This window comes from Kribbella sp. NPDC048837 (assembly GCF_055586945.1).
In genome coordinates this window covers 1-17,257 of record NZ_JBVJHF010000009.1, presented here as the reverse complement: position 1 = coordinate 17,257, position 17,257 = coordinate 1, and the positions used below count along the sequence as shown (strand labels likewise).

The window sequence follows — 17,257 nt, the reverse complement described above, 5'->3', positions numbered from 1 at the left end:
GTTGCGGGATTTGTCAGGCGCGGCGCTGGGTGGCCCAGTCCCGGATCAGTTCGATCCGCTCCTTCAGCTGGAGGGAGGAGGCGTGGGCGGCGGCGGGGCCGCCGAGTTTGCGGCGGAGGTCGTTGTGGATGACGCCGTGCGGCTGGCCGGTGCGGTGGTGCCAGGCGGCGACCAGGCCGTTCAGCTCCCGGCGCAGCAGCGAGACCTGCTCGTGGGTGGCCAACTCCGTCGGCGTGGGGTCCTCGCGCTCGTCGGCGGACGACCGCTTCGACCGCTTCTGGGCCGCCAGCGACTTCGCCTGCCGCTCGCGCAGCAACTCCCGCACCTGATCGGGCTCCAGCAACCCGGGCAGCCCGAGGAAGTCGAGCTCCTCGTCCGAGGCCTGGTCGCCGCCGGTCCCGTAGTCGCCGCCGTCGAACACCACCCGGTCGAAACTCGCGTCCGACCCGAGGGCCTCGAAGTTCCCCTCCAGTTCGTCGCTGGCGCCCTCGGTCTGGTTCGCCTTCGCAAGCAGGTCGTCCTCGAGCGCGAAGATGTCACCGTCGTCGTTGGTGTTCTTCCGCCCGAGCACGTGGTCCCGCTCGACCTCCATCTCGGCGGCGAAGCTCAGCAACCGTGTCACCGACGGCACGAACACCGACGCGGTCTCACCCCGCTTCCGGGCCCGGACGAACCGCCCGACCGCCTGCGCGAAGAACAGCGGCGTCGACGTCGGTGTGGCGTAGACCCCGACCGCGAGCCGCGGCACGTCCACGCCCTCACTGACCATCCGGACCGCGACCATCCACCGCGAGTCGCCCTCGGAGAACTTCGCGATCTTCTTGCTCGCCGCCTTCTCGTCGGACAGCACGACGGTCGGCGCCTCGCCGGTGAGCTCGCGGAGGGTCTTCGCGTACGCGCGGGCCGTGTTCTGGTCGCCGGAGATGACCAGGGCGCCCGCGTCCGGCATGTGCCGCCGGACCTCGGTCAGCCGCTTGTCCGCGGCCGCCAGCACCGCCGGCATCCACTCGCCGGCCGGGTCGAGCGCCGTCCGCAGCGCCTGCGCGGTGAGGTCCTTGGTCAACGGCTCACCCAGCCGCGCCGCGACCTCGTCACCGGCCTTGGTCCTCCACCGCATCTCCCCGGAGTACGACATGAAGATCACCGGGCGTACGACGTGATCCTGCAGCGCGTGACCGTACCCGTAGGTGTAGTCCGCCTTGCTCCGCGCGTGACCGTCCGCGCCGTGCTCGTACGTCACGAACGGGATCGGGTTGTCGTCACTGCGGAACGGCGTGCCGGTCAGGCAGAGCCGGCGGGCCGCTGGCTCGAACGCCTCGCGGACGCCGTCACCCCAGCTGAGCGCGTCGCCGCCGTGGTGCACCTCGTCCAGGATCACCAGCGTCTTGAACCGCTCGGTCCGGACCCGGAAGGCCAGCGGGTTCACCGCGACCCCGGCGTACGTCACCGCGACGCCCTGGAAGTCCTTGTTGGTCTTGCCGCGCCGGCCGGCGAACGCCGGGTCGATCGCGATCCCGGCCCGGTCGGCCGCGTCGGCCCACTGGGTCTTGAGGTGCTCGGTCGGCGTCACCACCGTCACCCGCTCGATCAGCCGCCGGTGCAGCAGCTCGGCGGCCACGGTGAGCGCGAAGGTGGTCTTACCGGCACCCGGTGTCGCCACGGCCAGGAAGTCCCGCGGCTGGTTCTCGAGATAGAGCTTGAGCGCCTCCGCCTGCCAGGCCCGCAACTTGCTCGCGGTACCCCACGCGGCGCGATCCGGATACGCCGGCGGAAGCACGGCTGGTCCAGCTGGCACGCTCGAATCCACGGACGGCATACTCCCCCGCTAGTCGACTGTCGGCCGTGCAGGAACGTTACCTGACTCCTGTGACAACTGCCGACCGGCATGTCGGGGTACGGGCAGACTGTGGATAAAGTTCCCTGGTCGGCTGGAGTTGCGTCCTACACTCTGGGGTATGAGTACTCAGCTGACCCCGGGCGCCGAGACGGTTGTCGACGAGCGGACCAAGCCGTCGCTGGAAGAGCCCGGCGATCACGAGCGGTTCTCGCACTACGTGCCGAAGGACAAGCTGACCGAGGCGATGGTGATGGGGACGCCGGTGGTCGCGCTCTGCGGCAAGGTGTGGGTGCCCAGCCGCGACCCGCAGCGGTTCCCGGTCTGCCCGGAGTGCAAGGAGATCTGGGAGTCGCTCAACCCGGGGGACGACGAGGGCGGCGAGTAGGCTCCGCCGGAGCAGGGCCGCGCGCGGCGCGCGGCCTCAGTTCTGGGTGGGATCGTCCGGGTACGTCGCCAGGTAGGCCATCTGGTCGTTCTGGCGGCGCAGCACCCGGCGCCACAGCGTGTCCGGGTGCAGGCTGAACACGTCGTCGGGTTCGGACTCGACGACGTACCAGGCGCCCTCGGTGATCTCGCCCTCGAGCTGCCCGCTGGACCACCCGGCGTACCCGGCGAAGATCCGCATCCGCTGGATCGCGCCCTCGAGCAGCGCCGGCGGCACGTCCAGGTCGATCAGCCCGATCCGACCGAAGCACTCCCGCCAGCCCGGCGGGTCGGCGGATTCGATCACCTCCGCGACGGCCAGCGCGCTGTCGGTGCCGACCGGGCCTCCCATGAAGAGCACGCCGGGCTCGTTCACCGTGGTCGACCAGTCCGGCAGCACCCGGTCCACGGCCAGGTCGGCCGCGCGGTTCACCACCACCCCCAGCGCGCCGTCGTCGTCGTGATCCAGCAGCAGGATCACCGACCGGCGGAAGGGCGGCTCGTCGAGCAACGGGGTCGCCACGAGCAGCGAACCGGTCAGGGTCGAGGCCGTCATACACCCATCATGTCGTACGACGGAACACCCGGTAGCCGACCCAAGCACCGAAGGCGACCCCGGCGAGGTCCGCGAGCGAGTCGAACGGATTGCCGTCGCGCTGGGGCAGCAGGTAGTGCTGGATGATCTCGCTGACGATCGCGTTCGCGACCAGTGCCCCCAGCAACCAGCGCGCCGGGATCCCGACCTTCAGCCCGAGGAACGCGACCGCCGCGAACAGGAAGAAGTGCGCGACCTTGTCGATCTGCGGGATCCCGACGTGCGGACCCGCCTCCCGCGGCGCGTAGACGCCGTACAACTGCAGGGCGACGGCGGCGACGAACGCGAGCCGCCAGGTCCAGACCTGCACGCGCGACTCGGTCGCCCCCGCCACCGTCGAACTCATGCGACCACCGTAGTAGAGCCGGTCAAAGCGACGGCGAGTCGTCCGGGAACAGCTCCGCCGCGGGTGCCCTGCCGCCGGCCGCGTCGCGGACGGCGTGCGCAACCATCGTGTGCACTTCCGGGTGGAAGACGCTCGGCACGATGTAGGTCGCGTTCAGCTCGTCGTCGGTGACCACGCCGGCCAGTGCCTTCGCGGCGGCCAGCTCCATCTCGATCGACACTTTCGAGGACTGCGCGTCGAGCAGACCGCGGAAGACGCCCGGGAAGACCAGCACGTTGTTGATCTGGTTCGGGAAGTCGCTGCGGCCGGTCGCCACCACGGCCGCGTGCTCGCCCGCCTCGGCCGGGTCGACCTCGGGCACCGGGTTGGCCAGCGCGAACACGATCGAGCCGTCGTTCATGGTCGCGATGTCGGCGCCGGTCAGGATGTTCGGCGCCGAGACCCCGATGAACACGTCCGCCCCGGCCAGCGCACCCTTCAGGTCGCCGCTGTACTTGGCCGCGTTGGTGTTCTCCGCGATCCAGCGCAGCTCCGGCGACAGACCGTCGCGCTCGAGGTGGATGACGCCGTCGACGTCGGCGACGGTCGCGTCCTTGAGCCCGGCCGCGAGCAGCAGCTTCAGGATCGCCGTCCCGGCCGCGCCGGCGCCGGACATCACGACCCGCACGGCGCTGATGTCCTTGCCGACCACGCGCAGCGCGTTGTAGAGCGCGCCGAGGACGACGACCGCCGTACCGTGCTGGTCGTCGTGGAAGACCGGGATGTCGAGCTCCTCGCGCAGCCGGGCCTCGATCTCGAAGCAGCGCGGCGCGGAGATGTCCTCCAGGTTGATCCCGGCGAAGCCCGGCGCGATCGCCTTGACGATCTTGACGATGTCGTCCGGGTCCTGGGTGTCCAGGCACAGCGGCCACGCGTCGATCCCGGCGAACCGCTTGAACAGCGCCGCCTTGCCCTCCATCACCGGCAGCGCGGCCTTCGGGCCGATGTTGCCCAGGCCGAGGACGGCCGAGCCGTCGGTGACGACCGCGACGCTGTTGCGCTTGATGGTCAGCCGGCGCGCGTCGTCGGGGTTGGCCGCAATCGCCAGGCAGACCCGCGCGACCCCCGGCGTGTAGATCATCGACAGGTCGTCACGGTTGCGGATCGGGTGCTTGGCCTCCATCGAGATCTTGCCGCCGAGGTGCATCAGGAAGGTCCGGTCCGAGACCCGGCCGATCTCGACGCCGGGAACGGCGCGCATCGCCTCGACCAGGCGGCCGGCGTGCTCGGTGTCGGCCGCGGCGCACGTCACGTCGATCCGCAGCCGCTCGTGGCCGGACGCGGTCACGTCGAGCGCGGTGACCAGACCGCCGGCCTGCTCGACCGCGGTCGTCAGCTTGCTCACCGTCGAGCCACCCGCGGGCACCTCGAGGCGAACGGTGATGGAGTACGAAACACTCGGCAAGGCAGTCACGCGGGTGATCCTCTCATGTCACTGGTAAGCCCCGGGGGTTCCGTACGTAAAGTGCATGACAGACCCGTGGGTAATCGGGCGCGCTGACCCGTGGGGTTCTCCTCGGCGTAGATCCCGGCGGCGTTGGTGGGGTCGATGAGGCGGGTGGGGAGGGTCCGGGTCTTTCGATCGTGCCGCAGTCGATCAGGAGTTTCCTGGCGGCCGCGATGGCTTCCTTGTCGTAGGCCTTCTCCACCACCGCGGTCAGCGGCTTACCCTCGTTCGGGCTGATGATCAGGAGCTCGTCGTGCGGGCTTCTACTCCGAGTCCAGCCAGGCTCTGACCGACTCGTTGTGCTCGCCCAGCCGCGGCGGGGCCAGGTTGGTCTCGCGGGCTCCGGCGTACGGCTGGTCGTCGAAGCGGAGCGGCGGACCAGGGAGCTGGATCGTGCCGAGCGTCGGGTGGTCGACGTCGATCAGGAGGCCCTGGGACAGCGTCTGGTCCCACTCGTAGACCTGCTGGAAGTCACGGACCTTGCCGGCCGGAATACCCTTGTCCGCAAGGCGTTTCAGCCACACGTCCGCCGGCTCGGCGGCGAACGCGGACTCGATCGCGACAGTCAGCTCGTCGCGGTGCGCCACCCGCTGCGAGTTGACCGCGAACCGCTCGTCCTCCGGATCGAGCCCGACGATCGGCGCGAACGTCCGCCACTGCCCCTCGCTGCCGACCGCGACCTGGATGCTGTCGTCCGCGGTCCCGTACATCCCGTACGGCGCGATCTGCGCATGGTGGTTGCCGACCCGCTCGGGCAACTGGTGGGCGACCGTCCACTTCGTGCCGTGGAAGGCATGCACCCCGACGACGGACGCGAGCAGGCTCGTCCGTACGACGCGACCCTTGCCGGTGATCGATCGCTCGTGCAGCGCGGCCACCGCACCATAAGCGCCGTACATCCCGGCCAGCAGGTCCGCTATCGGCGCGCCGACCTTGGTCGGTTCGACCGCGCCGGTGATGCTCATCAGACCGCCTTCACCCTGCGCGATCTGGTCGTACCCGGCTCGTCCGCCATCCGGCCCGTCGTGCCCGAACCCCGTGATCGACAGGATCACCAGACCGGGGTTGAGCTCGTGCAACCTGGCCGTGGAGAACCCGAGCCGGTCGAGCACGCCGGGCCGGAAGTTCTCGATCAGGACGTCGGCCTTGCGGATCAGCTTGGTCAGGAAGTCCTTGCCCTCGTCCGACTTCAGGTCCGCGGTGACGGATTCCTTGTTCCGGTTCGCGGAGAGGAAGTACGTCGACTCGCCCTCGACGAACGGCGGTCCCCAACCGCGGCTGTCGTCCCCCCGCTCGGGCGCCTCCACCTTGATCACCCGCGCGCCGAGGTCGCCGAGCATCATCGCCGCATGCGGCCCGGCCAGCGCGCGGGTCAGATCGACGACGACGACATCGGAGAGAAGGTTCTGCACGTCGCCACCCTAGGCGAGGACGCGCGCCGCGGCCGTGACGCGATTCTCAGCCGGTGACCTTGCGGGCGAGCGAGGCGAGTCGGTGGGTGACGTCGCGCGGGCGTTCCTGCATGAGCATGTGGCCGGCGCCGGGATACATCCACAGGCGAGCAGTCGGTAGCTCGGCGGCCATCCGGTTGGCGTGCCGCGGCGGGAGCAGCCGGTCGCGGGTGCCGTGCATGATCTCGACCGGGATCTGGTCGAGCACCTTCAGCGTGTGCGCGCAGTCGTGCCGCAGGATCGCCTCGAAGAATCCGCTGTACGACGGCCCCGGGACGACCGCGAGGTCGGACAGGAAGAGATCCACCTCGGCCGGATCGGGCTTCCGCCCGAACACCACCTGCCGCAGTGCGGGACGCCGCAGCCGGGTCGCCAGCTCGAGTCGCGACGCGCCGCGGCCGGCCTGGCGGTCCACGCGCGCCGCGATGAGGTTCGCTACCCGGGGCGCGACCCGGACTGTCGCCGGCTCGAAACGCTTCGGGAGCCCGAAGGCGCCGGATCCGCACTCGCCGCAGGAGGTGCTGACCAGCGCGGCCGCCTGGATGCGGGAGCCGAAGAGCTCGGGATGCTCGGCGGCGAGTGTCATCAGGGTCATGCCGCCCATCGAGTGACCGGCGTACACGACCGGCCCGTCACCGACCACCGAGTCGAGCACCGTCACGAGATCGTCGGCGAGCTGCTCGATCCGCATCGACCCGGCCGGCGCCACGTCGGACCGCCCGTGCCCGCGGTGGTCGTAGCTGACGATCCGTACGCCGTCCCCGAGGATCCGGGGCAGGTCCTCGACCTGGTTGTGCCAGGCCCGGGTCGAACACGTCCACCCGTGCACGAGCAGCACCGTCACCGGCGCGTCGACAGGTCCGGTGGTCTCGACGTTCAGCCGTACGCCGTCCGACGTGGTCACTCCGGACCGTTCCAACTGGATCGTCACGCAATCTCCCGTTCCCGCTCACCGGCGGCCAGGTGGGCCGCGCGCATCCGCCCGCCACGGGCGCCGCGCCCGACCAGCCAGGCGATCCCGGCGATCTCGAGCAACCCGACCACGCCGAGCAAGGCGTAGCCGCCGTTCCACATCCATCCTGGCACGTCGGTCCGCTCCTCGCGCCGCAGCACCTGCTGCTCGTCGACGAACTCGACCGTCTGCCCGTTCGACACCTGGACCGCGGGCTTCTCGATCGCCGTGTCCTCCGGCGCGTACACCCACAGCGCCACCAGATCCCGCTGCCCCTGGTGCAGCCGGATCATCGACTTCCACTTCCCGTACATCGGCAGCGCGTCCGCGGAGCGGTAGGTGCCCTCGGCAACCTTCACCATCGGGTGCAGGATCATCCCGCCGCCCTGCCACGCCATCGCCTCGAACCAGCGCGCGCCCTCGGCCGCGTCCCCCGGCTCCAGCTTGACCGTCACGTGCGCCGTCGGCTCGGCCCCCGTGGCCACCCGCTCCAACGACACCGTCCCGGACACGCCCGGATCGGCCGACCGCGGCACACAGAAGAACAGCACCGCGAGTACGACGACCAGCCCGGCAGCCCCGAGTTGATGGGTACGCCGGACCGCGATCGGCCGAGCGTTCCGGATCCCGATCGCACGTTCCTCTCCGGCGACTTCGGCGTACCGGGTGGCGAGCCAGGCCCCGACCAGACCGGCGCCGGCTCCGACGACCACGCCGTACCCGAGGACCGACGGGAGCATCGACGACGGCCAGGCGATCGGCATCCAGACGTGGCTCCAGGCGTACTCCGCGACCACGCCGACGGTGCCGATCAGCGCGCCGGCGACCAGGCCGAGGCGGAAGCGGTTCTTGTTGCCGAGGGCAAACGCCACGAGCTCGATCAGGGTCGCCTCGACGATGAGCAGCGGGAAGTGGCCGAGGATCTCGCCGAGCGGCCGGTCGACGGCCCAGGCGATGCCGCCGCGGATCAGCAGGTAGACCACCAGCGCGGCGTACGTCGTCCCCGGACCACGGCGCGCCCGCAGGACGGTGAAGGCCAGCGCGGCGCCGAACACGATCAGGATCGGCTGCAGGATCAGTGGGAACTGCGGTACGCCGTAGTTGAACTCGGTGCTGAACAGGTCCCACGCGATCAGCAACGCACCGACCGAGACGATCTCCTGGAACCGGCGCCGCATGTTGATGCCGATCAGTTGCTCGACCTCGGCCAGTGCCAGCAGCCGGGCGAAGATCGAGAACACCACGCCGCCGATCATCAGCAGATGGGTCGGTCCCCACAGCGTGACGTCCTCACCGAAGAGCCGGTGCCACAGGTCGTCGAGAGGAAAGCCGACCAGCGCGAAGGTCCCGCAGACCGTGACCAGCGCGGCACTGCACGGGATCCGCCAGCCCTTGGTCAGCTTGATCGTGCGAGCCGGCAGCGGCTTGCTCGCGAGGGCGATCGGCAGGACGCCGGAGATGATCACGCCGAGGATGCCGAAGAAGATCGGGTAGTGCGCCGGCGTACCGAACGGGCCGGTGTCGCGGCCGCGGTCGATGTGCACCGCGATGTCCCACCACACCCCGAACGCGCAGGCGAGCAGCGAGACGGCATGCAGGTACGGCGACAACGCGGCCCATCGGGGGACTCCGTCCAGTCTCCCGATGGTGTCCGCAAGTCGTCCTACCAGCGTGACGCGTCCGGTCCGTTCGCGCCACAGGAGCACGGCGAGTGCGACGTACATCAGCGAGACGAGCCCGGTGACGATCGCGATCTGGTCGAACGACGCCGTCCCGGTGGTCGCGAGGGGGATCGCCATCGACGGTCTCCTTAGATTCTTCATCGCTGATGTTACATCGACTATGTAACGTTGAGTCTGGAAGACTGTCAAGGGTGGACCAGAAGCCGGACGAGGAGCTCACCGTCGACCAGCTCGCCGCCAAGGTGGGCATGACGGTGCGGAACGTACGCGCGTACGCCGGGCGCGGCCTGATCCCGCCGCCCCGGCTCGTCGGCCGGACCGGGTACTACGGCGCCGACCATGTGGGGCGACTCACGCTGGTCCGCGAGCTGCTCGGCAAGGGCTACACGCTGGCCGCGGTCGAGCGGATGATGAGCGAGCTGCCTGACGGCGCGCTGGCGCTGGGCGTGTTCGAGACGCTGGTGAATCCGTGGACGCCGTCGGAGCCGGAGGTGCTCGACGAGTTCCAGCTGGCCGAGCGGGCCGGCGTCCGGCACGATCCGGCAGTGATCACTCAGCTGGTCGAGCTCGGGATCGCCGAGCGCCAGGAGGACGGCCGGCTCCGGATCCCGAACCCGGACCTGCTCCGCACCGGGCTCGAGGTGATCAAGCTCGGGGTCCCGATGCAGGCGATCTTCGAGATGCTGCCCAAGCTGTTCGCCCAGGCCGACGCGGTCGCCAAGATCTACGTCGAGCTGTTCCGCAGCACGGTCTGGCGCGACTTCACCGACGCCGGCATGCCCGCGGACGGGTGGCCGGACATCCAGCGCACCCTCGAAGGCATCATCCCGCTGGCCGGGCAGGCCCTGGTCGCCGCGTTCCGCGAGTCCATGGGCCGCGAGATCGAGATCGCCGCCTACGAAGAGCTCGGCCTCGCCCCGAAGACCCTCCCCTCGACCGGCTAAACCCGCTCGCTACGCCAGGCCTCCGCTGGACGCGCTCCGCCAGCTGGCCTTCGGGCCGACCGGTCGGCGCGGCCGCTCAGCGGGCGGAGGTCCGGCGGCGGAGCGCGAACAAGCCGGCGACGAGGACCGCGGCGGCCGCGGCGACGATCCAGGTTGGTCGGGTGCGGTTGCCGGGGCCGAGTGGGTCGGGCATCGGACCCTCGGCCGGGCCAGGGGTCGGGGCCGGGTCGACGACGGGTTCGGCGACGGCCGCCGTACCGGGTGCCAGACAGGCCGGCATCACGGCCACCAGAAAGGCGATGAGCACACCGCCGAGCACCATGAACGTCGTCACGCTCACTTCGTGCCCCGACCCGCGGCTCTCGAAACCGGAGTGTCCGACCCCGGCCAGGCCCCTAGTGATCCCCTACCGAACGGCCAGGGCTGCGTGGGTAGGTAGATAGGTAATCATCCGCATGTGCGGGACCGCCCTTACTTGGGACTGTTCTCTTACCAGGAATTCGAGGGCGGACAGTCCTACCGCCCGCAGCAGGCAGGAGCACGACGATGCGCCAGATCCAGATCCGCCGCCGGCCGCGCACCACGACCACGCGCCGTCAGACGAAGACGCTCGACCTCCGCACCCCGTCCGGCCGCCCGCTGCCGTTCTGAACCCTCGTCCACCCTGCCCCCGTCCAGGGCTGTCCCAGAAACCCACGACCATGAATCTCAGGCTCCACGTCCACCACATCCGCACCGGCGGCTGGTGCGCCGACATCGACGACGACCTCGACCGCCAGCCCGACGACCCGTACTGGTGCGTAGACCAGTGGCCCACCCTTCAGGACGCCCTCACCGCCGGCTGCGCCCAACTGGCCAAGCTGGCCACCGCAGCCCACCTGACCCGAGTCAGCGGCTACACCGACGCAGTCCTAGCCGCCTGACCCTCCCCAAGCCTCGTACCTAAGAACGGGTAGTGGCAGCTCCCTCGGCGAATCGGCAGGCGCAGCCGACCGAGGTGTGCGGCACCACTACCCGTTCTTCGGTGCATCGGCTGCTGGGAGGTCACCGAGGTCGGCGTTCCAGTCTTCGGGGTCGTCGTCGGGGAGGCTCGCCTCGTTGCGGCGGGCGATGCGAATGAAGGCGATGATCAGCAGGATCGGGCCGAGGACCATCGCGGTCTCGGGGATGCCGCCCATGTGCAACGCGATCATGACGCCGTCACCAGTGCGATCCCGCCGGCCGCGAACGCGACCATCGCCGCCAGCATCGGGTACTGCGCCCGCCGCAACTGCCGGCGCCGGAACAGCTCGGCAGCGCGATCATGCGCGGACACGACCCCAAGCACGTGTCCGAGCACGATCGCGCCGATCTGGACCCCCGCGATCAACCCGGTCCCGAGGAACGCGTAGTCGATCCGAGTCCCGCTGGTCCCGAGCAGGTCCCACCCACGCCCGAACGGATCCGTCGCGAGCAGCACCCCCTCCTGCCCCTGGAACATCGCGAACGAGAAGTAGTGCGCCACCGCGTACCCGATCGCGATCGGCACCAGCGAATGCACGAACGCCCCCGGCAACCCGGCCGCCCCGACCGCACCCGGCCGGACCCGCGCGGATCCCGTCGTCCGCGCCGCGAGTACGAACAGCACCGAGACGATCGCCACCGCCGCGGCGAGCCCCAAGGTGTGTACGACGATGTGCTGCGTCCGACCGAGCTCACCGGTCAGCCGGGTCCAGGCCGACCACCGGGAGATCCCGTCGAAAGCCGTTGACCCGAGCAACAAACACAGCAGCCCGACGATCCCCGGCTGGCGCGGCATCGTGACCAGTCCGGCCAGCGGGTTGCGCAGTTCCAGCCGCCCGTCACCGCCGCGACCGAACGGGCTCAGTCGCGCCAGCACCTCGGCGTACACCTCGAAGCTGTCACCGATCCCGAACCAGGCGGGTCCATAAACGATGCCCGCAGCAACGTTCACCAGAGCGTAGATCGAGACGAAGATCGCGACCACGAGCGGCTCGGACCCGTCCGGGTACGCGAGCTCGAGCCAGAGGAATCCCGCCAGTCCGGCCACCGCAGGCCAGTACGCGTTCCCCGTCGGCAACGTCCGGTACGACGACCTCCGGACGAGTCCCGCGATCGTGCGCAGCGGGTTGGCCACTCGCCAGATCGGGCCACACAGCAGTGAGAGCGGGATGATGCCGACCCAGATCCACACGTACAGCCAGGTCGGCGCCGGGTTCAGCGCCGGCGAAGTGCTGCCGAACCACGCGGCCCCGAGCAGCAACGCGAGGGCCACCACACCGGCGAGCTTCAGCACCCAACGAGTCGTGCGATTGTCGACAATCCTCGTGATGACAACCAGCGAGCGCCCGGCGGTGACCTCGAAGCGTGGCCGCGACCAGAACGCGGCGAGCGCGAAGAACGAGACCGCGACCGCCGCGCCGGCGGAGTAGATCGCCAGCCACAGCGGCACCGGCAGATCGCCACGACCACCGATCCCGTGCAGCGGCAGCAGCAGCTCCAGCACGGTGCCTCCGATCGGCCGGTTATCTGACCGATAGAATGTAACACGCTCGATGTCACATAGCGAGAGTGCGATACTCCGCGGCGTCGAAGCGCCTGGTCAGCCGGCGGAACGTGAACGTGAATGACGGCCAGAGCGTGGTGTTGCGCCCCTGTGCGTCCAGGTACCAGCTGGTGCAGCCACCGCGGGTCCAGACCGTGTTGCGCATCGACGACCGGACACCGTCCACGAACGCGCGCTGCACCTCCGGCCGCACCTCGACCTGTCGCAGCCCCTCCGCGTCCATCGTCTTCAGCGCGGACATGATGTACGCGATCTGGGACTCGATCATGAACACCATCGAGCTGTGGCCGAGGCCGGTGTTCGGGCCGATCAGCAGGAAGAAGTTCGGGAAGCCGGAGACCGCCGTACCGAGGTGGGCTTCCATGCCGTCGGACCACGCCTCGCGCAGCGAGACGCCGTCGCGGCCGTGCACCATGTCCATCACCGGCAGGTCGGTGACCCGGAAGCCGGTCCCGTAGATGATCGTGTCGACCTCGTGCTTCACGCCGTCCGCGGTGACGATGCCGGTCGGGGTGACCTCGGCGATCCCGTCGGTGACGACCTCGACATTCGGTTGGGCGATCGCCGGGTAGTAGTCGTCGGAGATCAGGACGCGCTTGCAGCCGAGGGTGAAGTCGGGCGTGAGCTTGGCCCGCAGCAGCGGATCGCGAACCTGGTGCGCGAGGTGCTTCTCGGCGACCTTCTGCACCTGCCTCATGATCGCCGGCAGCTTGGTGAACCCGAGCACCATCGACTCGCGACCCCAGTAGACGCCGGCCCGGATCGCCTTCTGCACCAAGGGGAACCGCCGGAAGATCGCCTTCTCCACCGACGTGATCCTGCGATCCGGCCGCGGCATCACCCACGGCGGCGTCCGCTGGAACAGGCGCAGTTCCTCGACCTCGGGCTGGATCGCCGGCACGAACTGGATCGCCGACGCACCGGTCCCGATCACCGCGACCTTGCGGCCGCTCAGCTCCAGATCGTGGTCCCACTGCGCCGAGTGGAAGACCTCGCCCTCGAACGACTCGATCCCGGGAAGCTTCGGGTACGACGGTTCCGCGAGCGGCCCCATCCCCGACAGCAGCACGTCCGCGGTGAACTCGCCCTGACTGGTCCGGATCCGCCAGCGACCGTCCTCCCAGCGTGCGGACTCGACCGCGCGCCCGAAGCGGATGTGCGGGCGGACGCCGAAGCGGTCGGTGACTTTGCGCAGGTAGTCCTCGATCTCGGGCTGCGGTGAGAACGTCGACGACCAGTCCGGGTTGGGCGCGAAGGAGAACGAGTACAGGTGCGACGGGACGTCACACCGGCAGCCCGGGTACGTGTTGTCCCGCCAGGTGCCGCCGACGTCGTCCGCACGCTCCAGTACGGCGAAGTCGTCGTACCCGGCCTGCTTCAGCCGGACCGCCATCCCGATCCCGGCGAACCCGGTCCCGACCACGACGACGCGGTGATGCCTGGTCTCCATCAGCCCTCCAGCGCGCTGGACCAACAACTTACTGCCAGTAAGTTACTCGGAGTCAGTTAGGCTGTCCAGGTGACGTCGACCACGGAGAGCGCCGTACCGCCGGCGAGTGCTGGACCGCCGAAGCGCCGGCGAAACCGGGCCGCGCGGGAGCGGGAGATCCTCGAGGCGGCCGAGCGGATCTTCGGGGAGCGCGGCTACCAGGGCACCTCGATGGACGACGTCGCCGCCGAGGTCGGGGTGTCGAAGCCGCTGATCTACCAGTACTACGGCTCCAAGGACGGCCTGTTCCTCGCCTGCCTCGCCCGCCTGCGCACCCAGCTCCTGGAGACCGTGGCCGACGCGGTGATGGCCGCGACCGAAGCCGAGGACGCGCTGTACGCCGGTTTCGTCGCCTGGTTCCAGTTCCTCGACGACCACCCGCAGGCGTGGTCGGTGCTGATCGACGAGGGCATGCTGAGCACCGGCCCGGCCGCCGGCCCCGCCGCCGCGGCCACCGACGAGGTCCGCGCCGCCTTCATCGACCTCATCTCCACGATGGTCCGGATGAACCTCCCACCCGGCCACACCGCGGACGACGACGAGATCGAGATCGTCGCCCAAAGCATCTCCGGCGCCACCGAGCGCCTAGCCATCTGGCGCAGCCGCACCCCCGACCCGCCTTCACCCCAAAAGGTCGCCCAAACCCTCAAAACCCTCCTCTGGCAAGGCCTCCACACCCTCCGGACCGAGTCCGATGTTCAACCACGAGCCACCTGACTACGACTGCCCCTTCTGCCGCCTGGCGACCGGGGGCGAAGACCACCTGACCAGCCAGGACGACATCGTCCTCCGAACGGACCGGGCCCTGGCCTTCGTCGCCTCCCGCTGGTGGCCCAACAACCGCGGCCACGTGCTCGTCGTACCGACCGCACACCACGAGAACCTCTACGATCTCCCGGCGCCCGACGGCCACGCCGTCCACGATGCCGTCCGCGAGATCGCCATCGCCATCCGCCACACGTACGGCTGCGAAGGCGTCTCCACCCGCCAACACAACGAGCCCGCCGGCTACCAGGACGCCTGGCACTACCACGTCCACGTCTTCCCCCGCTACCCCGGCGACAACCTCTACAACACCCGCCACCTCCCCACCCCAGCAACACCCGAAGAACGCCGCCCCTACGCACGCCGCCTCCGCGCACACCTGTTGCCCACAGCAACCTAAGCAACCTGTCCACAGCTGTGGACAACAAATTCCCTTGAAAATAAGGCCTTCTGCGTTTGAGAACTGTCGGTGGCCGCGCCTAGAGTTGACGACATGGAACTCCTGGGCGAGCGACCGGTGTGGTCGATGAGTAGCAGCGAAAAGCTGACCACTCTCGACCACCTCGACGCCGAACTAGCCCGCCTCGAGACCTACCGCCTCCACCTCATCGCCGCCCTGGACCACGACGGCTACGCCGCCGACCTAGGCGCCCACGACACCGCCCAACTCCTCACCTTCCGCTACCGCCAAGACCCACCCCAAGCCCGCCGCGACCTCCGCCTGGCCCGCGCCCTCGCGAAGTACCCCGCGGTCTCCGCCGCCCTCCCAGCCCCGGACCAACCCACCGCCGCGCACGACGACACCGACATCCCCGTCGACGGTCCGGCAGAGCCGAACAGCACTGCGGCAGACGCGGAGACACCAGCGGAGGATCAGGTGTTCCTGCGCCCCGCCCAAGCCGAAGCCATCGTGTTCGCCCTCGAGAAGGTCCCGGCCACCGTCCCCGTCGAGAACATCGCCGTCGCCGAACAAGAACTCGTCGGCCTAGCCCGCCACCTCTCCCCGACAGAACTCCGCAAAGCCGGCCAACGCGCCCGCGACCTCCTCGACACCGACGGCCCCGAACCCACCGAACACCACGCCTACACCCGAGAGTCCCTGACCCTGATGAGCGCCGAGAACGGCGTGAAGTTCCGCGGCTACCTAGCCAACGAGAACGCCGAACTCCTCCGGACCCTCATCCACGCAGGAGCTCGTCCCCACAAGACCGTAGACGGTGAACTGGATCCCCGCTCCCGCGACAAACGCCAAGCCGACGCCCTCACCACCACCCTCACCATCGCCGCCGCAGCCACCGACACCGGCGTCAAGCTCCGCACCACCCACACTCCGGCCGCAGCCGCCTACCACAACAGTCGCCCCACGACCGACAGCGACACCAGCAGCACCGGCACCTGCAGCAACAACGGCACCGGCACCGGCACCGGCACAACAGCTCAAGCCACAAGCCCGACCGTCGCCAGTGAACCCACAACCTTCCCAGCGGACCGAACGGCCGGAGCACGCGGTTGGCTGCCCGGCTTCGGCGCCAAGGCCAACATCACCGTCACCATCGACTTCAAGGACCTTAAAGCTGCAGCCGCCGATGCCATCGGTGACACCGTCTACGGCGACGGCCTCTCCGCCGCCACCATCCGCCGCATGGCCTGCGACGCGAAAGTGATCCCGCTCGTCTTGGGCTCGAACTCCGAGCCCCTCGACGTCGGCCGCGCGGAACGCCTCGTCACTGCGGGAATGCGTCGCGCCCTGAATGCCCGTGACAAAGGCTGCGTCATCTGCGGAGCCCCACCCGTCCAATGCGACGCCCACCACCTCACCTCCTGGATCGACGGCGGCCCCACCGCCGTACACAACCTCGCCCTCCTCTGCCGCCGCCACCACCTCGACCTCCACGCCGGCCACTGGCACATCACCATCACCAACGGCAAAGTCCACGTAGCGCGCCCTACCTGGGCCGACCCACCACCCCGCGCCATCCAGCCACAAGCCAAGCCGCCCACCCCACCCACACCGCACACGGGACCGGTCCTGTCCAGCCCCTCCTGTCTGCCCTCATCAAAACCCTTGCCCGACGCAACGCCACCGCGAGCCGAGGCGGCGCCCCCGGCTGCCCCAACTCGTCACCCCCCACCACCACCCCACGAGCAACCGTCGCCACCTCACACGCGCGCGACTCGTCGACCCTCACCAAAACCACCCCCCCCCCGCCCAGGCCTGCTCCACCGACACCTCCTGGCCGAACACCCCACAGCCATCACACCGTCCCACCTCCGCCAGCAGCAACCCTCGCCATCTGGGGCGAACCTCCCACCCCCACACCCGAGCACGCCGGCCCGAACAGCACCCACCGCCCCGACGATCACCCTCAGGACCCCAACGACCACCTCCCCGACCCATGGCACGACCCCGTAACCACCTCCGGCCCCACGCCCTAACCACCCACGCGGGCTCCAGGTCCGAAGCACTCCGCAGGACAAGCCAGCCACCGGCCACGTCCCGCGCCAGCCGCCAGCCGCCAGCCGCCGATCAAGCAGCCGCTTGCCGGGCGACTCATTTGCCGCAACCCAGCCGCCCGACGATCTCCATCTGGTGCCACCCGCGTCCGCCCACATCACCCGGCGCCACGGTCAAGTCCCGTGAGGTGGTGTACGACGTTTGGTCCTTCGTCGTTGTCGGGTTAGGCGCTGATCGCGCCTGCGGTTTGGGAGTTCTCCTCGGTG

Annotated in this window: 17 protein-coding genes; 6 read left to right on the top strand and 11 right to left on the bottom strand. The window is 69.6% G+C overall.

Features of this window, described 5'->3' with window-relative positions:
- Positions 1-13: 13 nt before the first annotated feature.
- The gene (locus ACZ6O0_RS34725; protein WP_465769274.1) at positions 14-1,816 is read right to left on the bottom strand and encodes a DEAD/DEAH box helicase; all 1,803 of its coding nucleotides are present in this window, start codon (positions 1,814-1,816) and stop codon (positions 14-16) included.
- A gap of 139 nt (positions 1,817-1,955) precedes the next feature.
- Here ACZ6O0_RS34725 and ACZ6O0_RS34720 point away from each other — a divergent pair, with 139 nt between their 5' ends.
- The gene (locus ACZ6O0_RS34720) at positions 1,956-2,222 is read left to right on the top strand and encodes a DUF3039 domain-containing protein (RefSeq protein WP_465769273.1); all 267 of its coding nucleotides are present in this window, start codon (positions 1,956-1,958) and stop codon (positions 2,220-2,222) included.
- A gap of 36 nt (positions 2,223-2,258) precedes the next feature.
- Here the strand turns inward: ACZ6O0_RS34720 and ACZ6O0_RS34715 are convergent, their stop codons facing one another.
- The 6 genes from ACZ6O0_RS34715 to ACZ6O0_RS34690 all read right to left on the bottom strand — a co-directional run bounded on the left by ACZ6O0_RS34715 (position 2,259) and on the right by ACZ6O0_RS34690 (position 8,889).
- Positions 2,259-2,816 carry a YqgE/AlgH family protein gene (locus ACZ6O0_RS34715; protein WP_465769272.1) on the bottom strand — a complete coding sequence of 186 codons (558 nt, stop codon included), beginning with the start codon at positions 2,814-2,816 and terminating at the stop codon, positions 2,259-2,261.
- 7 nt (positions 2,817-2,823) lie between these two features.
- A complete protein-coding gene (locus tag ACZ6O0_RS34710; RefSeq protein ID WP_465769271.1) occupies positions 2,824-3,201 on the bottom strand; it encodes a VanZ family protein in 378 nt (125 codons plus the stop codon).
- Positions 3,202-3,223: 22 nt separating this feature from the next.
- Complete coding sequence (locus ACZ6O0_RS34705) at positions 3,224-4,654, bottom strand: NAD-dependent malic enzyme (protein ID WP_465769270.1); 1,431 nt, start codon at positions 4,652-4,654, stop codon at positions 3,224-3,226.
- A gap of 296 nt (positions 4,655-4,950) precedes the next feature.
- A complete protein-coding gene (locus ACZ6O0_RS34700) occupies positions 4,951-6,099 on the bottom strand; it encodes a CaiB/BaiF CoA transferase family protein (RefSeq protein ID WP_465769269.1) in 1,149 nt (382 codons plus the stop codon).
- 46 nt (positions 6,100-6,145) lie between these two features.
- On the bottom strand, positions 6,146-7,069 hold the full coding sequence (locus ACZ6O0_RS34695) for an alpha/beta fold hydrolase (RefSeq protein ID WP_465769268.1): 924 nt from the start codon (positions 7,067-7,069) through the stop codon (positions 6,146-6,148).
- Positions 7,066-8,889 carry a hypothetical protein gene (locus ACZ6O0_RS34690; protein WP_465769267.1) on the bottom strand — a complete coding sequence of 608 codons (1,824 nt, stop codon included), beginning with the start codon at positions 8,887-8,889 and terminating at the stop codon, positions 7,066-7,068. Before ACZ6O0_RS34690 ends, ACZ6O0_RS34695 begins: the two co-directional genes overlap by 4 nt.
- Positions 8,890-8,963: 74 nt before the next feature.
- Between ACZ6O0_RS34690 and ACZ6O0_RS34685 the strand changes: the two genes are divergently transcribed.
- Positions 8,964-9,716 carry a MerR family transcriptional regulator gene (locus tag ACZ6O0_RS34685; RefSeq protein WP_465769266.1) on the top strand — a complete coding sequence of 251 codons (753 nt, stop codon included), beginning with the start codon at positions 8,964-8,966 and terminating at the stop codon, positions 9,714-9,716.
- 76 nt (positions 9,717-9,792) lie between these two features.
- Here ACZ6O0_RS34685 and ACZ6O0_RS34680 read toward each other — a convergent pair whose 3' ends face one another.
- Positions 9,793-10,050 carry a hypothetical protein gene (locus ACZ6O0_RS34680; RefSeq protein WP_465769265.1) on the bottom strand — a complete coding sequence of 86 codons (258 nt, stop codon included), beginning with the start codon at positions 10,048-10,050 and terminating at the stop codon, positions 9,793-9,795.
- A gap of 367 nt (positions 10,051-10,417) precedes the next feature.
- Between ACZ6O0_RS34680 and ACZ6O0_RS34675 the strand changes: the two genes are divergently transcribed.
- Positions 10,418-10,639, top strand: a complete 222-nt coding sequence (locus ACZ6O0_RS34675) for a hypothetical protein (RefSeq protein ID WP_465769264.1) — start codon at positions 10,418-10,420, stop codon at positions 10,637-10,639.
- A gap of 87 nt (positions 10,640-10,726) precedes the next feature.
- Here ACZ6O0_RS34675 and ACZ6O0_RS34670 read toward each other — a convergent pair whose 3' ends face one another.
- Genes ACZ6O0_RS34670 through ACZ6O0_RS34660 form a run of 3 tightly spaced genes read right to left on the bottom strand, consistent with a single transcriptional unit; the run spans position 10,727 to position 13,732 of the window.
- Complete coding sequence (locus ACZ6O0_RS34670; RefSeq protein WP_465769263.1) at positions 10,727-10,909, bottom strand: hypothetical protein; 183 nt, start codon at positions 10,907-10,909, stop codon at positions 10,727-10,729.
- Positions 10,906-12,222 (bottom strand): hypothetical protein, encoded by a 1,317-nt coding sequence (locus ACZ6O0_RS34665; RefSeq protein WP_465769262.1) that lies wholly within the window; start codon positions 12,220-12,222, stop codon positions 10,906-10,908. Before ACZ6O0_RS34665 ends, ACZ6O0_RS34670 begins: the two co-directional genes overlap by 4 nt.
- Before the next feature lie 52 nt (positions 12,223-12,274).
- Positions 12,275-13,732 (bottom strand): flavin-containing monooxygenase, encoded by a 1,458-nt coding sequence (locus ACZ6O0_RS34660; RefSeq protein ID WP_465769261.1) that lies wholly within the window; start codon positions 13,730-13,732, stop codon positions 12,275-12,277.
- 69 nt (positions 13,733-13,801) lie between these two features.
- On the opposite strand from ACZ6O0_RS34660, the gene ACZ6O0_RS34655 reads away from it, so the two are divergent.
- From ACZ6O0_RS34655 to ACZ6O0_RS34645, 3 genes are all read left to right on the top strand, one after another.
- Positions 13,802-14,488: a TetR/AcrR family transcriptional regulator gene (locus ACZ6O0_RS34655; protein WP_465769260.1), complete on the top strand. Its 687-nt coding sequence runs from the start codon at positions 13,802-13,804 to the stop codon at positions 14,486-14,488.
- Positions 14,466-14,936, top strand: coding sequence for an HIT family protein (locus ACZ6O0_RS34650; RefSeq protein WP_465769259.1), 471 nt, complete (start codon positions 14,466-14,468; stop codon positions 14,934-14,936). Before ACZ6O0_RS34655 ends, ACZ6O0_RS34650 begins: the two co-directional genes overlap by 23 nt.
- A gap of 126 nt (positions 14,937-15,062) precedes the next feature.
- Positions 15,063-16,949 carry an HNH endonuclease signature motif containing protein gene (locus tag ACZ6O0_RS34645; protein ID WP_465769258.1) on the top strand — a complete coding sequence of 629 codons (1,887 nt, stop codon included), beginning with the start codon at positions 15,063-15,065 and terminating at the stop codon, positions 16,947-16,949.
- Positions 16,950-17,257 lie beyond the last annotated feature (308 nt).

Excerpts from the sequence above, each read along its gene's own strand:
- ACZ6O0_RS34710 (WP_465769271.1), bottom strand. The coding sequence starts at position 3,201 with ATGAGTTCGACGGTGGCGGGGGCGACCGAGTCGCGCGTGCAGGTCTGG.
- ACZ6O0_RS34670 (WP_465769263.1), bottom strand. The coding sequence starts at position 10,909 with ATGATCGCGTTGCACATGGGCGGCATCCCCGAGACCGCGATGGTCCTC.
- ACZ6O0_RS34725 (WP_465769274.1), bottom strand. The coding sequence starts at position 1,816 with ATGCCGTCCGTGGATTCGAGCGTGCCAGCTGGACCAGCCGTGCTTCCG.
- ACZ6O0_RS34690 (WP_465769267.1), bottom strand. The coding sequence starts at position 8,889 with ATGGCGATCCCCCTCGCGACCACCGGGACGGCGTCGTTCGACCAGATC.
- ACZ6O0_RS34675 (WP_465769264.1), top strand. The coding sequence starts at position 10,418 with ATGAATCTCAGGCTCCACGTCCACCACATCCGCACCGGCGGCTGGTGC.
- ACZ6O0_RS34660 (WP_465769261.1), bottom strand. The coding sequence starts at position 13,732 with ATGGAGACCAGGCATCACCGCGTCGTCGTGGTCGGGACCGGGTTCGCC.
- ACZ6O0_RS34650 (WP_465769259.1), top strand. The coding sequence starts at position 14,466 with ATGTTCAACCACGAGCCACCTGACTACGACTGCCCCTTCTGCCGCCTG.
- ACZ6O0_RS34645 (WP_465769258.1), top strand. The coding sequence starts at position 15,063 with ATGAGTAGCAGCGAAAAGCTGACCACTCTCGACCACCTCGACGCCGAA.
- ACZ6O0_RS34720 (WP_465769273.1), top strand. The coding sequence starts at position 1,956 with ATGAGTACTCAGCTGACCCCGGGCGCCGAGACGGTTGTCGACGAGCGG.
- ACZ6O0_RS34715 (WP_465769272.1), bottom strand. The coding sequence starts at position 2,816 with ATGACGGCCTCGACCCTGACCGGTTCGCTGCTCGTGGCGACCCCGTTG.